The organism is Nocardia jiangsuensis, assembly GCF_042650385.1.
GTDB classification, from domain to species: Bacteria; Actinomycetota; Actinomycetes; order Mycobacteriales; family Mycobacteriaceae; genus Nocardia; species Nocardia jiangsuensis.
In genome coordinates, this window is sequence record NZ_JBHSAX010000017.1 from 419,859 (window position 1) to 434,524 (window position 14,666).

Annotated in this window: 17 protein-coding genes; 13 read left to right on the forward strand and 4 right to left on the reverse strand. The window is 70.1% G+C overall.

What is annotated here, in order from left to right; translation table 11 throughout:
* Positions 1-91: 91 nt before the first annotated feature.
* A complete protein-coding gene (locus tag ACFO0B_RS21135) occupies positions 92-1,114 on the forward strand; it encodes an alpha/beta hydrolase (protein ID WP_378614575.1) in 1,023 nt (340 codons plus the stop codon).
* A gap of 172 nt (positions 1,115-1,286) precedes the next feature.
* On the opposite strand, the gene ACFO0B_RS21140 is transcribed toward ACFO0B_RS21135, so the two are convergent.
* A complete protein-coding gene (locus ACFO0B_RS21140) occupies positions 1,287-2,096 on the reverse strand; it encodes an enoyl-CoA hydratase-related protein (RefSeq protein ID WP_378614252.1) in 810 nt (269 codons plus the stop codon).
* A gap of 132 nt (positions 2,097-2,228) precedes the next feature.
* On the opposite strand from ACFO0B_RS21140, the gene ACFO0B_RS21145 reads away from it, so the two are divergent.
* Positions 2,229-3,470 carry a TetR/AcrR family transcriptional regulator gene (locus ACFO0B_RS21145; RefSeq protein WP_378614253.1) on the forward strand — a complete coding sequence of 414 codons (1,242 nt, stop codon included), beginning with the start codon at positions 2,229-2,231 and terminating at the stop codon, positions 3,468-3,470.
* A gap of 54 nt (positions 3,471-3,524) precedes the next feature.
* Here ACFO0B_RS21145 and ACFO0B_RS21150 read toward each other — a convergent pair whose 3' ends face one another.
* Complete coding sequence (locus tag ACFO0B_RS21150) at positions 3,525-5,051, reverse strand: aldehyde dehydrogenase family protein (protein ID WP_378614254.1); 1,527 nt, start codon at positions 5,049-5,051, stop codon at positions 3,525-3,527.
* A 319-nt stretch (positions 5,052-5,370) separates the two neighbouring features.
* Here ACFO0B_RS21150 and ACFO0B_RS21155 point away from each other — a divergent pair, with 319 nt between their 5' ends.
* The 6 genes from ACFO0B_RS21155 (at position 5,371) to ACFO0B_RS21180 (ending at position 9,630) form a co-directional block, all read left to right on the forward strand.
* Positions 5,371-6,378 carry an ATP-binding cassette domain-containing protein gene (locus ACFO0B_RS21155; protein ID WP_378614255.1) on the forward strand — a complete coding sequence of 336 codons (1,008 nt, stop codon included), beginning with the start codon at positions 5,371-5,373 and terminating at the stop codon, positions 6,376-6,378.
* Positions 6,375-7,184: an ABC transporter permease gene (locus tag ACFO0B_RS21160; protein ID WP_378614256.1), complete on the forward strand. Its 810-nt coding sequence runs from the start codon at positions 6,375-6,377 to the stop codon at positions 7,182-7,184. The genes ACFO0B_RS21155 and ACFO0B_RS21160 overlap by 4 nt, the downstream gene beginning before the upstream one ends.
* Positions 7,181-8,035, forward strand: a complete 855-nt coding sequence (locus ACFO0B_RS21165) for an ABC transporter permease (protein ID WP_378614257.1) — start codon at positions 7,181-7,183, stop codon at positions 8,033-8,035. Before ACFO0B_RS21160 ends, ACFO0B_RS21165 begins: the two co-directional genes overlap by 4 nt.
* Positions 8,036-8,039: 4 nt before the next feature.
* Positions 8,040-8,795: a transporter substrate-binding domain-containing protein gene (locus ACFO0B_RS21170; RefSeq protein ID WP_378614258.1), complete on the forward strand. Its 756-nt coding sequence runs from the start codon at positions 8,040-8,042 to the stop codon at positions 8,793-8,795.
* Between the two features lie 157 nt (positions 8,796-8,952).
* Entirely contained in the window at positions 8,953-9,222 is a 270-nt protein-coding gene (locus tag ACFO0B_RS21175; RefSeq protein ID WP_378614259.1) for a hypothetical protein, read from the forward strand.
* Positions 9,223-9,273: 51 nt separating this feature from the next.
* A complete protein-coding gene (locus ACFO0B_RS21180) occupies positions 9,274-9,630 on the forward strand; it encodes a hypothetical protein (RefSeq protein ID WP_378614260.1) in 357 nt (118 codons plus the stop codon).
* 3 nt (positions 9,631-9,633) lie between these two features.
* Here the strand turns inward: ACFO0B_RS21180 and ACFO0B_RS21185 are convergent, their stop codons facing one another.
* Complete coding sequence (locus ACFO0B_RS21185; RefSeq protein WP_378614262.1) at positions 9,634-10,809, reverse strand: lycopene cyclase family protein; 1,176 nt, start codon at positions 10,807-10,809, stop codon at positions 9,634-9,636.
* A 61-nt stretch (positions 10,810-10,870) separates the two neighbouring features.
* Complete coding sequence (locus ACFO0B_RS21190) at positions 10,871-11,347, reverse strand: hotdog fold domain-containing protein (protein ID WP_378614263.1); 477 nt, start codon at positions 11,345-11,347, stop codon at positions 10,871-10,873.
* Between the two features lie 429 nt (positions 11,348-11,776).
* On the opposite strand from ACFO0B_RS21190, the gene rpsJ reads away from it, so the two are divergent.
* The 5 genes from rpsJ to rplB are packed head-to-tail and all read left to right on the forward strand — an operon-like array spanning position 11,777 to position 14,653.
* Complete coding sequence (rpsJ, locus tag ACFO0B_RS21195; protein WP_003938093.1) at positions 11,777-12,082, forward strand: 30S ribosomal protein S10; 306 nt, start codon at positions 11,777-11,779, stop codon at positions 12,080-12,082.
* Between the two features lie 14 nt (positions 12,083-12,096).
* A complete protein-coding gene (gene rplC, locus ACFO0B_RS21200) occupies positions 12,097-12,762 on the forward strand; it encodes a 50S ribosomal protein L3 (RefSeq protein WP_378614264.1) in 666 nt (221 codons plus the stop codon).
* Positions 12,759-13,481 (forward strand): 50S ribosomal protein L4, encoded by a 723-nt coding sequence (gene rplD, locus ACFO0B_RS21205; RefSeq protein ID WP_378614265.1) that lies wholly within the window; start codon positions 12,759-12,761, stop codon positions 13,479-13,481. Before rplC ends, rplD begins: the two co-directional genes overlap by 4 nt.
* Positions 13,478-13,783: a 50S ribosomal protein L23 gene (gene rplW, locus ACFO0B_RS21210; protein WP_233015998.1), complete on the forward strand. Its 306-nt coding sequence runs from the start codon at positions 13,478-13,480 to the stop codon at positions 13,781-13,783. The genes rplD and rplW overlap by 4 nt, the downstream gene beginning before the upstream one ends.
* A 33-nt stretch (positions 13,784-13,816) precedes the next feature.
* Positions 13,817-14,653: a 50S ribosomal protein L2 gene (gene rplB, locus ACFO0B_RS21215; protein ID WP_378614266.1), complete on the forward strand. Its 837-nt coding sequence runs from the start codon at positions 13,817-13,819 to the stop codon at positions 14,651-14,653.
* The last annotated feature ends 13 nt before the right edge of the window (positions 14,654-14,666 follow it).

Consider the following 14,666-nt stretch of genomic DNA (forward strand, 5'->3'; position numbering starts at 1 on the left):
TCAGGACGTGCCAGTCGACAACCCGAGACGAAGCGAAGGTGTGAAATTGATACGTCGACCAAGCCGGCGCCGCGGTACCCGCGCGGCAGTGATGATCGCGACGACGGCGGTGCTCGGTGGCCTGCTGTCCGGTCTCGGCACATCGACGGCGACGGCCGACCCGATCATGGATCAGAAGGCCCTGCTCGGTAACCCGGTCGCGCCGAACGGCTCCAAGATCGTCAAGGCCGAGTACAAGGATGCCCGCAGCCTGCGGCTGCACGTGTACTCCGCCGCCATGGACGAGAACATCCTGATCGATGTGCAGCGGCCGGCCGACACCTCGGAGCCGCGCCCGACGCTGTACCTGCTCAACGGCGCGGGCGGCGGCGAGGACGACGCCTCCTGGCAGGCCAAGACCGACGCGCTGCAGTTCCTCTCGGACAAGAACGTGAACGTCATCCAGCCCATCGGCGGCAAGTGGAGCTACTACACCGACTGGATCGCCGACGACCCGGTGCTCGGCCGCAACAAGTGGAAGACCTTCTTCACCGAGGAGCTGCCCCCGCTGGTCGACGGCGCGCTCGGCACCAACGGCACGAACGCCATCGCCGGGCTCTCCACCTCGGGCACCACGGTGCTCGCGCTGCCGATCGCCAAGCCGGGGCTGTACAAGGCCGCCGCCGCCTACAGCGGCTGCGCCATGACCAGTGACCCGGTCGGCTCGGAGTTCGTCCGGCTCACCGTCGAGGTGTGGGGCGGTGGCGACCCCGACAACATGTGGGGCCCGGAGGGCGGCCCGGAGTGGGTCGCCAACGACCCGTACGTGAACGCCGAGCGGCTGCGCGGCACCGAGCTGTACATCTCCACCGGCAACGGCCTGCCCGGCAGGCACGACACCCTGGACGGGCCGTACGCCCTCCCCGGTTCGACGGGGCTGGCCAACCAGATCGTGGTCGGCGGCGTCATCGAGGCGGGCACCAACTACTGCACGCACAATCTGGCGGCCAAGCTGAAGGATCTCGACATCCCGGCCACGGTCAACTTCCGCCCGGACGGCACCCACTCCTGGGGCTACTGGCGCGACGAGCTGCCCGCGTCCTGGCCGACCCTCGCCCACGGCCTCGGGCTGTAAGCGGCACCCGGTGAGCGCCCCGGCCGCAGCGGCAGCCGGGGCGCTCGCTGTTCCGGCAGCAGGGCCGGTCGGCGCCGCCGCGAGCACGGCGTACAGCCGCTCGCGGGCCGGCCCGGCGTCCTGCTGCATCTCCGCGGACATGGCGCGCAGGAGCCCGTCGGCATGACCCGCTTCAGTCCGCGAAGACCGGCTTCCGCTTGGTCAGCATGGCCGTCGCTCCCTCGACGAAGTCCGCCGACTGCAGCAGCTCGATCTGCCCGGACTTCTCCGCGGCCAGCGTAACCTCCAGCGCGGTCAGCGTCGCGGCGTTCAGCGCCTGCTTGGTGAGCTCGAGCGCCCGCCGCGGCCCGGCGGCGAGCTTCGCCGCCGCGGCCTCGACCGCCGCGTCCAGCTCGGCGTCGGCGAGCACCTCGGTGAAGAGCCCGGCCGCGTGCGCCTCGCGGGCGGGCAGCCGCTCGCCGAGCAGCGCCAGCTTGGCGGCGAGCGGGCGGCCGGCGGCGGCGGCGACCAGCGCCGCCGCGCCGCCGTCCGGCATCAGCCCGATATTGATGAAGGCGAGCAGCAGGTAGGAATCATCACTCGCGTAGACCAGGTCGGCGGCGAGCGCGACCCCGACCCCGACACCGGCCGCCGCGCCCCTGATCCGCACGATCACCGGCACCGGCACCGCGACGATCGCCCGCACCAGCCGGTTCGCGGCATCCATCACCTGATCCGGGGTGATCCCGCGCTGCGCCTCGGCGCCGGAGGCCGAGAGGTCGGCGCCGGTGCAGAAGTCGCCACCCTCGCCGGTCAGCACGATCGCGCGCACCGAGCGGTCGGCGGCGGCGGCGACGAAGGTGTCCCCGAGCGCCACCATGGTGTCGAAGTCGATCGCGTTCTTGCGCTTGGGCTTCGTGATCGTGACGCGCAGAATGGTGCCGTCGCGCACGGCCGAGAATCCGGCCGGAGCCGCCGTCTCGACGGAATCGGGATTGCTCATGTCGGTCTCCTGGTAGGAAGTTCGGCGGGCACCGGGTTATGAATGATGGTTAACTTTGCGAATTGTGGTTAACTTAGGTTGACTGGTCCGGCGCTGTCAACAGATGGCGCGCCGGAGGGAACGGAGAGGTGTATGGTCGCGGATCGCAGCGAGGCCGGTCTCGCCACCGCGCGGCCCGATTCCGGCCAGCCGGTGCGCCGCCGCCCGAAGGACCGCAAGGTCCAGATCATCCGCGCCGCCGCCCGCGCCTTCAGCGAGCGCGGCTACTACCCGGTCGGCGTCGACGAGATCGCGGCCGAGGTCGGCATCTCCGGGCCCGCGCTCTACCGGCACTTCACGAACAAGTACGCGCTGCTGGTCGCGGCCGCCGAGGAGGGCGCGCGCGCCCTGCTGGAGGTGGCCCGCGCCGCCGACGATCCCGCCGCCGACCCGCCGCAACGGCTGGACAAGCTGATCCGCGGCATCGCCGAGCACACCATCGAGATCCGCCGCGAGGCCGGGCTGTACCGCTGGGAGCGGCGCTACCTGGAGCGCGACGACCGGGTGCGGATCCGGCGCGTCTACGACGACCTGAACGCCACCCTCGCCGAGCCGATCGGCGCGCTGCGGCCGGCGGCGAGCGATGCCGACGTCGCCGTGCTGGCCGCCTCGGTGCTCAGCGTGGTCGCCAGCATCTCCGCGCACCGCACCGCGCTCTCGGGCACCCGGCTGCTCCCGCTGCTCACCGGCATGTGCTGGGCGGTGCTGCGCGCGGAGCTGCCACCCGCCCCCGAGCAGCCCGATCCGGGGCCGTCCGTGCGCGGCCTCCCGGTCACCTCGAAACGCGAACAACTGCTCACCGAGGCGATCCGGATCTTCGGCAGGCAGGGCTACCACGAGGCCAGCATCGAGGAGATCGGCGCCGCCGTCGGAATCAACGCCTCCAGCGTCTACCGCTACTTCAGCAGCAAGGCCGACCTGCTCGCCGCCGCCTTCTACCGCACCGGCGACCGGGTCGCCATCGCGCTCACCGAGGCGCTGGCCGAGGCCACCGACCGCCCGGACGCGGTGCGCCGGATCGCCGCGCGCTACGCCAGGCTCACCTTCACCATGCCGGAGATCATGCCGGTCTACTACGCCGAGTTCAGCAACCTGCCGCAGGCCGAGCAGCACAAGCTGCGCGCCATCCAGCGACAGAACGTGCTGGAGTGGGCGAACCTGCTCGACGGCGACCCGATCGAGGCCAGGTTCCGGGTGCACACCGCGCTCGGCCAGGTGATCGACGTCGGCAGGCTGATCCGCTTCGACAGCCGCCCCGAGCAGCTGGCCCGGGTGCACGCGCTCATGCTCGCGGTGCTGCTCGGCGAGCAGCGCGTGCCGCCCGCCGAGCCCTGAGCCGAGCCGCCGCCCCGCGGGGCGGCCGCACCCCTCGGCCGTCGCCGCGAGCCCTCAGCCCGGGCGGCCGTGCCGCAGCCCGAACATGACCCGGGCCGCGCGCAGGTGCCGCCGGTGCCGGTGGAAGGTGGAGAGGTGCACCTGCACCCGATAGCGCTTGCGCGCGATGGCGAGCGTCCGGCTGAACTCCTGCAGCCCCTGCACGCCGTGGCTGTGCCCCTGCCCGTACTCGCCGACCCCGCCGAACGGCAGCGCCGGGATCCCGGCGTAGGCCGAGGACGAGTTGATGGTCACCACCCCGACCCGCAGCTTCTCCGCGAAGGCGGCCACCTCGGCGACGTCCCTGGTGAAGACCGAGACCGCGATGCCGTTGCTCGCGGCGTTGATCCGCTCCGCCGCCTCGTCGATATCGGCCACCTTGTTCACGATGAGCACCGGGCCGATGCCCTCGCCGGTGACCGCGATGCTGTCCTCCGGCACCTCGGTGAGCACGATCGGCTCGATGTACGGCTCCCGGATCGAGTCCAGCCCGCCGACCACCGCGCGGCCGCCGCGGGCCAGTGCGTCCCGCACCTGCTTGCGCACCACCTCGATCTGCGGCTCCAGGATCATCGGGCCGTACGAGGCGCGCCGGTCGGCGCCGGGCCGCAGCGCGGTGGCCTGCTCGGCCACCAGGTCGAGGAACGGCTCGTAGATCGAGGCGGGCACGTAGGCGCGCTGGATCCCGGTGACGTTCTGCCCGGCGTTCGACATGGCCCCGAAGACGGCCGCCTGCGCCGCGTCCCGCAGCCGGGCGTCCACGTGCACCACCATCGAGCCCTTGCCGCTGCGCTCCACCACCACCGGGGTGAGCGAGCGGGAGCACTCCGCGATCACCGCGCGGGCGCCCTGTTCGGAGCCGGCGTAGGCGATCTTGTCGACCGCGGCCCGGCAGAGCGCGACGCCGGTGCGGTCGTCGCCGGTGACCGCCTGCAGCACCGGCTGGTCCGGCTCGATCTCGGCCCAGCTCCGTGCCAGCCAGACGCCGACGCCGGTGGTCAGCTCGTGCGGCTTGAACACCACCGCGTTGCCCGCCGCCATGGCGTAGGCGATCGACCCCATCGGGGTGAAGACCGGGTTGTTCCAGGCGCCGAGCACCCCGACCACGCCGAGCGGCAGGTAGCCGACCGAGGCGTGCTGATTGCGGCTGAGCCAGGTGGAGCGCAGGTTCCGGCGGCCGAGCGCCCGCGCGGCGTTGCGCGCCGCCCAGTCCAGGTTCTGCACAGCGAGCATGACCTCGATGGCGGCATCGGCCTCCGGCTTGCCGGTCTCGGCGCTGAGCAGCTCGACGAGCTCGCCCGCGCGTCGCGCGATCAACCGTTTCCAGGCGAGCAGGATCCGTTTTCGGGCGGCGAAAGTCATTCCCGCCCACCATTTCTCGGCGCGTTTCGCGGCGCGCACCGCGTGTTCGACATCCCGTGCGCCCATGATCGCGTAGTCGCCGACGGTCTCGTCGGTGCGCGGATCGCGGATGGTCACGATGTTCGGTCGGTCCGGTCCTCCCGGGAGCGCCGCCATCATCGGCTGCGCGGACTCAACCATGGTCACCCTTTCGAAATCGGTGTGCCCACCCTGCTCTGCCGGCGATTCCGGCCCCCCGAACAGCAGGGTATGTGGGTGATGCGGTGCCGGACAAGGACGTCCGGTCGGGTGCGGGACCGCGCGCCGACGTGACCGGCGTCGCAGTCCTGCCCTGTGATGAATACCACACTTCAATCGTGCACGATTGGGTACCGAGTGACCGCGCACCATCCGGAAATGCGGCCGGTAACATCGCGCCCGACGCGGAGGATCATCAGCCCGGGACGTTCTCGTACGTGCCGGCGCCACCCCCGCCGCACCCGCCGATAGTGGAGAGTTGATGCCGAGTCCGAATGTAGTGGAGGCGCCCGTGCGCGAAACGACTTCCAGGGAGGTCCGCGAGGCCGCGGTCTCGGTGACCGACGTCCGGAAGTCCTTCGGCGACGTCCACGCCCTCCAGGGCATCGGCTTCCGGGCCGAGCGCGGCAAGGTGCTCGGCATCCTCGGCCCGAACGGCGCGGGCAAGACCACGACCGTCAAGATCCTGGCCACCCTGCTGCGCCCGGACTCGGGCACCGCGATCGTCGCCGGGCACGACGTGCTGCGCGACCCGGCGGGCGTGCGCCGCTCGATCATGATGACCGGCCAGTACGCCGCGCTGGACGAGAACCTCTCCGGCCGGGAGAATCTCGAGCTCTTCGGCAGGCTCATGGGGCTGACCAAATCCGCCGCCCGCAAGCGCGCGGACAGCCTGCTCGAGGAGTTCGACCTGGTGGCCGCGGGCCGCCGCGCGGTGCGGCACTACTCCGGCGGCATGCGCAGGCGGGTCGACATCGCCTGCGGCCTCGTCGTCCGCCCCGAGGTGGTCTTCCTGGACGAGCCGACCACCGGCCTCGACCCGCGCAGCCGCCAGGGCGTCTGGGAGCTGGTCACCGCGCTCAAGGAGCAGGGCATCACCGTGCTGCTGACCACGCAGTACCTGGAGGAGGCCGACGTCCTCAGCGACAACATCATCGTCATCGACCACGGCACCGTGATCGCCGAGGGCACCGCCGACCAGCTCAAGGAGCGCACCGGCGGCAGCTGGTGCGAGATCGTCCCGCTCGACCCCAAGCGCATCGACCTCGCCGTCGCCGCCCTCGGCGACCTGGTCCCCGATGCGGTCCGCGCCGACGTGGCCGGGCACGACCGGCTCTCCATCCCGGCCCCCGGCGGCGCGAGCACGCTCGCCGAGGCGGTGCGCAGGCTGGACGCCGCCGGGATCCAGCTCGCCGACATCGCGCTGCGCCGCCCCTCGCTGGACGACGTCTTCCTGAGCATCACCGGCCACGCGGGCGGGACGCCGTGACGGCCACCGCCGCGCCGGGCGCCGCGCTCTTCGCGGAGCTGCCGGAGGCCAAGCCGAACTCCTTCGCGCAGTGGCGCGCGCTCACCGGCCGGGTGATCTGGGTGATGGTCAGCAAGGGCGAGCTGATCGTCGCCATGCTCACCCCGCTGGTCTTCACGCTCGGCTTCTACCTGCCGCTGCGCTACGTCATGCAGTTCCAGGGCATCGACTACGCGCAGTTCGTGATGCCGATCATCGTGCTGCAGACCATGGCCTTCACCATGATGTCCAATGCCCAGCTCGCCGCCTTCGAGGCGCTCACCGGGCTGAGCACCAGGTTGCAGAGCATGCCGATCGGGAAGCTGGTCCCGCTCACCTCGCGGATCTGCGCGGGCATCGTGCGCTCCAGCTGCTCGCTGACGGCCGCGCTGGTCTTCGGGCACCTGATCGGGTTCCGGTTCAGCGCGGGCTGGGGCCAGTCGGTGCTGTTCTGCGGCTTCTCGCTCGCGGTCGGCACCATGCTCGCCATCGGCGCGGACGCGCTGGGCAGCCTGACCAAGAGCCCGGAGTCGCTGAGCCAGGCGCTCACCCTGCCCACCATCATCTTCGGCATGCTCTCCTGCGGCTTCGTGCCGGAGGGGAGCTTCCCGGCCTGGATCCGGCCCTTCGTCCGCAACCAGCCGATCTCACAGTTCTCCTTCGCGCTCGGCGACATGGCGAAGGACGGCGTGACCTGGCAGGTCCTGTGGGTGCCGCTGATCTGGCTGATCGGTGGATTCCTTGTGTTCATTCCGCTGGCGGTCTGGGCGAGTGTGAGGCGGTCATGAGTACGGTCGAGAAAGTGCAGCGGGAGATCAGCTGGCACGGCAGCCCGCTGCCGGAGACCAGCCCCGCCGCGGAGAGTTCGGTGCGCAGCTGGGCCGCGCACAGCCTGCTGCAGTGCAAGCGGCTGCTGCTGGTCTGGGCCCGCGATCCGGGCACCACCATCCAGACCCTGATCTACCCGGCGCTCACGCTGCTCATGTTCAAGGTGGTGCTCGGCGATTCGATCTCCCGCGCCACCGGCATGCCGAGCATCTACGGCCAGGTCGCCATGCTCACCCTGATCGCGGCCATGACCGGCTCGGTGGTGAGCGCGCTGGGCTTCAAGGCGGAGAAGGCCAGCGGGCTGCTCGGCCGGTTCTGGACCATGCCGGTGCACCGCGCCGCCGGGCTCACCGGCCGGCTGCTCGCCGAGGCGCTGCGCGTGCTGGTGACCACGATCTTCGTCCTCGGGGTCGGGCTCACCCTCGGCTTCCGCTTCGAGCAGGGCCCGCTCGCCGCGCTCGGGCTGATCGGCATCCCGGTGCTCTACGGCATGGGCTTCGCGGTGCTGGTGACCGCACTGGCCACCATCTCCGAGGGCGTCATGCTGGTGAACATCATCGGCATCGTGAACACCCTGCTGATGTTCTTCAACTCCGGCTTCGTCCCGGTCTTCGCCTACCCCACCTGGCTGCAGAGCACCGTGGAGCACCAGCCCATGAGCTGTGCCATCGAGGCCATGCGCGGCCTCTCCTACGGTGGCCCGGTAGCCGAGCCGCTGCTGAAGACCGTCCTCTGGACCGTCGGCCTGATCGCGGTCTTCGCCTACCCGGCGGTGCGCGGGTACCAGCGGGCAGCCGAAACCGGCCGCTGACGCCGTGCGTCGGCGGACCGCGCTCGCCGTCCTCGGCACGGCGCTGGTCGCCGGGTGCGCCGACAGTCCCGACCCGTCCGTGCTGCGGGCCGGGACCGAGGGCACCTACCCGCCCTTCTCCGATGTCGGCCCCGGCGGCGCGTTCACCGGCTACGACATCGAGGTGGCCGAGGCGCTCGGCGCCCGGCTGGGCAGGCGGGTCGAGTTCACCCGGGCATGGCTGCGACACGGACTCTTCGACGGGCTGGCGAGCGGCGCCTTCGACCTGATCGCCAGCCACGTCGAGACCTCACTGCGGATCTCCGAGCAACTGGGCTCGGCCGGGATCTACGCCACCGGAGGCCGGGTGTTCCTCACCCGCCCCGGCAGCGAACCCGTCGCCGATCCGGCCCGACTGCGCGGCCGCACCGCCGTGCGCTGGAACCCGAGCGACTGGCCCGAGCTGCGGCCGGAAGATCTCGGCGCGACCGTCGTCGAGGCGCGCACCTTCGACGACGCCGTCCGGCTGCTCCGGGACGGCCGCGCCGACGTCGTCCCCGCCGACAGTCTGGTCGTCGCCGACTACCGCACCCGCACCCGCGACGACACCCTGACCGCCACCCCCTACCCGGACTACACCCCCGCCTACACCCTCGTCACCCGCCGACACGATCCCCTCGCCCGCGAGGTCGGCCGCGCACTCGCCGAACTCCGCGCCGACAGCACCCTCCGGACCATCTCCGAGAAGTACTTCGGCACCGATGTCACCCCCGCGGATTGATCGTTCCCGGCTCCTGATGCGTCCGCGAGGGAACCTCGCCCGGCACCGAACGCGTCGAATCTGATGTAGGAAAATCGGATTCGCGCATCCGTCGATCTCCGCCAACGCCTCGTTCCCGTGGGGGGCATGCGGGTCGAGCTCGCCTGCCGACAAGGTCGTGACGACCTTCGGCAAATGGAAATTGCTCTGTGGCACCGCCGATTTCGGCTTCCGGCACATTCAGGCCAAACACATGGGCGAATGGGAGAGCCTCGCGGTGATCGAGAACCGCAACTGGCGGGACATCGCTGACATGGCGATGACCAAGGCCCACGACGCCCCCGATCGGCAGGGTTCGCACGGTGCGGGCAAGATGCGCTTCACAGGTCAGATCTACCTGGTCAATCACGCCACGGGGGGATCGTCAAGACAGCTCAGCCGACCGTGATCGTCAACGACAGGAATGGAATCGTCACCGCCTTCCCCGGAGGAGGATGCCGTGGGAAAGCCTGAACTCCCGAGCATCGAAGACCTTGTCGATTCCGTCATTCGCGCGGGAGGGGAGCTGGGCCTCCGGATCGAGAGAAGCGAAGCCGGCCGATTGGCGAGCACGGTGGACGGTGAAATGCGTGTCGAACCGCCGTTGATCTTCAGCATGACGGATCAGGAACTGCTCGACTATTACGTCCGCTTGGCGGGTTACGCGGGTAAGCCGGGTGGCTCGAGTACCCCCTGGCCGAGTTGGCTGATGCTGATGTCGACTCACCTCGAAGAAGCCGTCTACCAGTCGGGAGAGGCGGGGGCGTCGACGTCGATCGTGATCGGGGTGACGGGCTTCCAGCCTGATCGGACGTAGTGTTCAGCCCTTCCGGACTCGATCGGGAGGGCTGAATGCGTAGTCCAGCCAGCGGTTCCGATTGGTCCAGCCGACCAGGTCGTAGCGCCAGCGGAAGGGCCAGGTGTGCGCGACGGTGTCGAAGAGGACGGCGCCGAGGGCGGTGTAGTCGTCGTGGGCGGAGAGCAGGGCGCGCTGGCCGCGCTCGTTCTGGGTGAAGAAGGACTCGAACATGGCGATCGACTGGTCGGTGGTCAAGCGCCCGAGCCCCCGGAGCCCGCGCTCGCGCATCCAGTAGACCAGCCGGGCCCGCCAGGGCCAGAGCGCGGCGACCGGGTCGGCCCCGCGCCGCACCGCCTCGACCGCGGTGTCGACGAGCGCGAGCGAATCGGCCACGCTGTACCCGGTGCACGGGTGCATCATCCCGCCCCGCGAGCCGAACGGAACCGCCTGCGCCACGCCGCGTTTCGGGGGCGGCTGATCGAGCGGGTAGTGCGCCGCCTCGCTCGGCTCGTCCCCGGTGAGCCGGATCCCATGCGCGGCCAGGCGATTCAGCGTGCGGCGGCGCAGCTCGTGCTGTGGCATCCCGCCGCGCAGCCCAAGGCTGGTCTCCTCGAAGATCACGGTGCCGTCGCCCAGCGGGACGGCGTAGAGGAAGGACGGCGGCTCGTCCGGCCCCGCGCCGTTCTCCGGCCGCCAGTCCAGCAGCAGCCCCTCGCCGTCGGCGACCATGGGCGCCGCGGTCTCGGCGTCGACGAAGATTCCGTGCGCGCTGGCTGCCCGGCGCCGGCCGAGCGCGGGCAGTCCGCGGCTGTCGAAGACCGTGCCCGCCCGCACCACCGTGCCGTCGCCCAGCGTCACCTCGTGCGCGGACACGGAGGTGGCCCGGCCGGCCAGCACCGTCGCCCCGTCCAGCGGCAGCGCGTCCCGCAGCCCCGGCTTGGAGAGCACGCAGTACGGCCGCTCGATCCGGTGCTCGGCGGCGGTCCACACCGTCGGCGCCTCGATCCGCACCGCGATCACGCTCCGCGGCAGCCACTCCGGCAGCTCATCGATCCAGCAGGAGAAGGTGGGCGGCCACAGCCGCTCCGGCCGCGGGTCGATCGCCGTCACCCGGAACCCCGCCGCGACCGCGCGGTGCGCGAGCGCCCGCCCGGTCGGCCCGAGCCCGACCACGCAGATGTCGACCTCGGTGCTCATACCTGGCATTCAATCCGGTGCGCCCCGAGCCGGGCAACCGGGTCTCGGTCACACTGTCCGATCAGCGCGGCGTCACCCAGGTGGTGATGTCGGCGTGCACCACCTCGACGCCGTTCGCGTCGTAGATCGAGACCGGCACCACGACCTCGGCCCCCTCGGTGATCGCCGCGAAATCCGGCACGGAGGTCAGCTCGGCGACGGCCCGCAGCCCGGTCTCCGCCTTGGCCAGGTACTCGACCGTCATCGCCTTGGGAATCCAGCGGTGCGTCGTCGGCACCGTGGCCTCGCTCAGCATCCCCATCGCCACCTCGGCGAGGTTGCACGCGGCGATGGCGTGGAAGGTGCCGATGTGGTTCCTGATCCCGAACCACTTGGGCGAGGTCACCTCGCACACCCCGGGCTCGAGCCGCACCACCGTCGGCAGCACCGTGCCGAAGTACGGCACCCGCGCCACCATCCCCAGCGAGAACAGCGCGTGCCCGACCCGGTTGTCGGGGAGCTTCTTCCACCCGCGGTAGGTGGTGGTCAGGTTGGTCATGCGCGTTATCTTACTGCGTAGTAAGTTCTGGTGCGCCGAAGGGGGAACCGGGGCGATTTGAAGTCGCTCCCGTCCCTCGTGCATACTGTTCGGGTTGCCTTGCACCGGCTCGTGCCCTCGTGGCGCCCCGGGTGAGGCGAGCAGGACCTCGTGCATCTCATCGGGAGACCGGTGTGGGTGCGTCCGGGACGTCGTTCCGAGGCCGTGATGAGCTTTCGATCCGGGGCCGAAGAATGAGCGGAATGGCGACACGCCCGACCGCGTGGACCGGAGAACCATGACAGATGAACAGCGGCGAGTGACCGGGAACGTCTCCGGTCGTGGTCTCTCTCTGAGGCGTCTTTCGTGTGTTCGGGCTGTGCAAATCGAGGTGGTGCGGAAGCCCGGCTTCCGTAACCACGAAGGAAAGCGGAGAAAAGGACACTTAGCGTGGCGGGACAAAAGATCCGCATCAGGCTGAAGGCCTATGACCACGAGGCGATCGACGCGTCCGCGCGCAAGATCGTCGAGACGGTGACCCGCACCGGGGCCCGCGTGGTCGGCCCGGTGCCGTTGCCGACCGAGAAGAACGTGTACTGCGTCATTCGTTCGCCGCACAAGTACAAGGACTCGCGCGAGCACTTCGAGATGCGTACGCACAAGCGTCTGATCGACATCCTCGACCCGACGCCGAAGACGGTCGACGCGCTCATGCGCATCGATCTGCCGGCCAGCGTCGACGTCAATATCCAGTGACGGGGACCGCAGACATGACTGACAACAAGAATCGGCCTGCCGCAGGCATCCTCGGCACCAAGCTCGGCATGACGCAGGTGTTCGACGAGAAGAACCGCGTCGTCCCGGTGACCGTCGTCAAGGCAGGCCCGAACGTCGTGACCCAGATCCGCACGGTCGAGCGCGACGGCTACAGCGCCGTCCAGGTCGCCTTCGGCGCCATCGACCCGCGGAAGGTGAACAAGCCGACCTCCGGCCAGTTCGCGAAGGCGGGCGTTACCCCGCGCCGCCACGTCGCCGAGATCCGCGTCGCCGATGCCTCCACCTTCTCGGTTGGCCAGGAGATCAGCGCCGAGGCCTTCGAAGAGGGCAGCTACGTCGACGTCACCGGCACCAGCAAGGGCAAGGGCTTCGCCGGCACCATGAAGCGGCACGGCTTCAGCGGCCAGGGCGCCTCGCACGGTGCCCAGGCGGTGCACCGGCGCCCCGGCTCGATCGGTGGCTGCGCCACCCCGGGCCGCGTCTTCAAGGGCATGCGGATGTCGGGCCGGATGGGCAACGACCGCGTGACCACCCAGAACCTCTCGGTGCACAAGGTGGACGCGGAGAACGGCCTGCTGCTGATCAAGGGCGCGATCCCGGGTCGCAAGGGCGGCGTCGTGATCGTCAAGAGTGCCGTGAAGGGTGGTGCGCACGCATGAGCGTGGACACTGGAAAAGTCGACACAGCGAAGAAGTCCGCTTCCTTGACGCTGGACGTGAAGGAGCTCGGCGGCAAGACCAACGGGACCGTCGATCTCCCCGCCGAGATCTTCGACGTCCCCGCCAACATCGCGCTGATGCACCAGGTGGTGAACGCCCAGCTCGCGGCGGCCCGCCAGGGCACGCACGCCACCAAGACCCGCGGCGAGGTCCGCGGCGGTGGCAAGAAGCCGTACCGGCAGAAGGGCACCGGCCGCGCCCGTCAGGGCTCGACCCGCGCGCCGCAGTTCGCCGGCGGTGGCGTCGTGCACGGCCCGCAGCCGCGCGACTACAGCCAGCGCACCCCGAAGAAGATGAAGGCCGCCGCCCTGCGCAGCGCCCTCTCCGATCGGGCGCGCAACGAGCGCATCCACGTGATCACCGAACTGGTGGCCGGGCAGGCCCCGTCCACCAAGGCCGCGAAGACCTTCCTCGCCGAGCTCTCGGAGCGGAAGAAGTTCCTGGTCGTCGTCGGTCGCGAGGACGTCGCCGCGTGGAAGAGCGTGGCGAACCTGCAGCACGTGCTGCCGATCGCCCCGGACCAGCTCAACACCTACGACGTGCTGAACAGCGACGAAGTGGTGTTCTCGGTCGAGGCACTCAACGCCTTCGTGCACGGTCCGACGGAGTCGGCCCAAAATACTCAGCCCGGCTCTGTCGCGAAGGAGGAGAGCAAGTGACCACCATCGCCGACCCCCGCGACATCCTGCTGGCGCCGGTCATCTCGGAGAAGTCCTACGGTCTGATCGAAGAGGGCACCTACACCTTCATCGTGCACCCGGACTCCAACAAGACGCAGATCAAGATCGCAGTCGAGAAGGTCTTCGGCGTCACGGTGACCAGCGTCAACACCGCCAACCGTCAGGGCAAGCGCAAGCGGACTCGCTTCGGTTACGGCAAGCGCAAGAACACCAAGCGCGCGCTCGTGACCCTCTCGGCCGACAGCAAGCCCATCGAGATCTTCGGAGGCCCGGTCGCGTAAGCGGGCGGGAATCCAGAAAGTAGAGAAGAACTCATGGCTATTCGCAAATACAAGCCGACCACCCCGGGTCGCCGCGGCTCCTCGGTCTCGGATTTCGCCGAGATCACCCGCTCGACCCCGGAGAAGTCGCTGCTGCGTCCGCTGTCCAAGAGCGGTGGCCGCAACGCGCACGGCCGGATCACCACCCGGCACCGCGGCGGCGGCCACAAGCGCGCCTACCGGGTGATCGATTTCCGTCGCCTCGACAAGGACGGCATCCCGGCCAAGGTCGCGCACATCGAGTACGACCCGAACCGGACCGCCAACATCGCCCTCCTGCACTACGTGGACGGCGAGAAGCGCTACATCATCGCCCCCAAGGGCATCGCGCAGGGCAGCCCGATCGAGTCCGGCCCGACCGCCGACATCAAGCCGGGCAACAACCTGCCGCTGCGCAGCATCCCGACCGGTACCACGATCCACGCGGTCGAGCTCCGGCCGGGCGGCGGTGCCAAGCTGGCCCGCGCGGCCGGTATCAGCATCCAGCTGCTCGGTAAGGAAGGCGCCTACGCCGTCCTGCGTATGCCGTCGGGCGAGATCCGCCGCGTCGACGTGCGCTGCCGCGCCACCATCGGCGAGGTCGGCAACGCCGAGCAGTCGAACATCAACTGGGGCAAGGCGGGCCGCATGCGCTGGAAGGGCCGCAGGCCCACGGTGCGTGGTGTCGTCATGAACCCGGTCGACCACCCGCACGGCGGTGGTGAGGGCAAGACCTCCGGTGGCCGCCACCCGGTCTCGCCGTGGGGTCAGCCGGAAGGCCGCACCCGCAAGCCGAACCGCCCGAGCGACAAGCTCATCGTCCGTCGCCGTCGCACCGGCAAGAAGCGCTAAGGAGGAGGTAAGA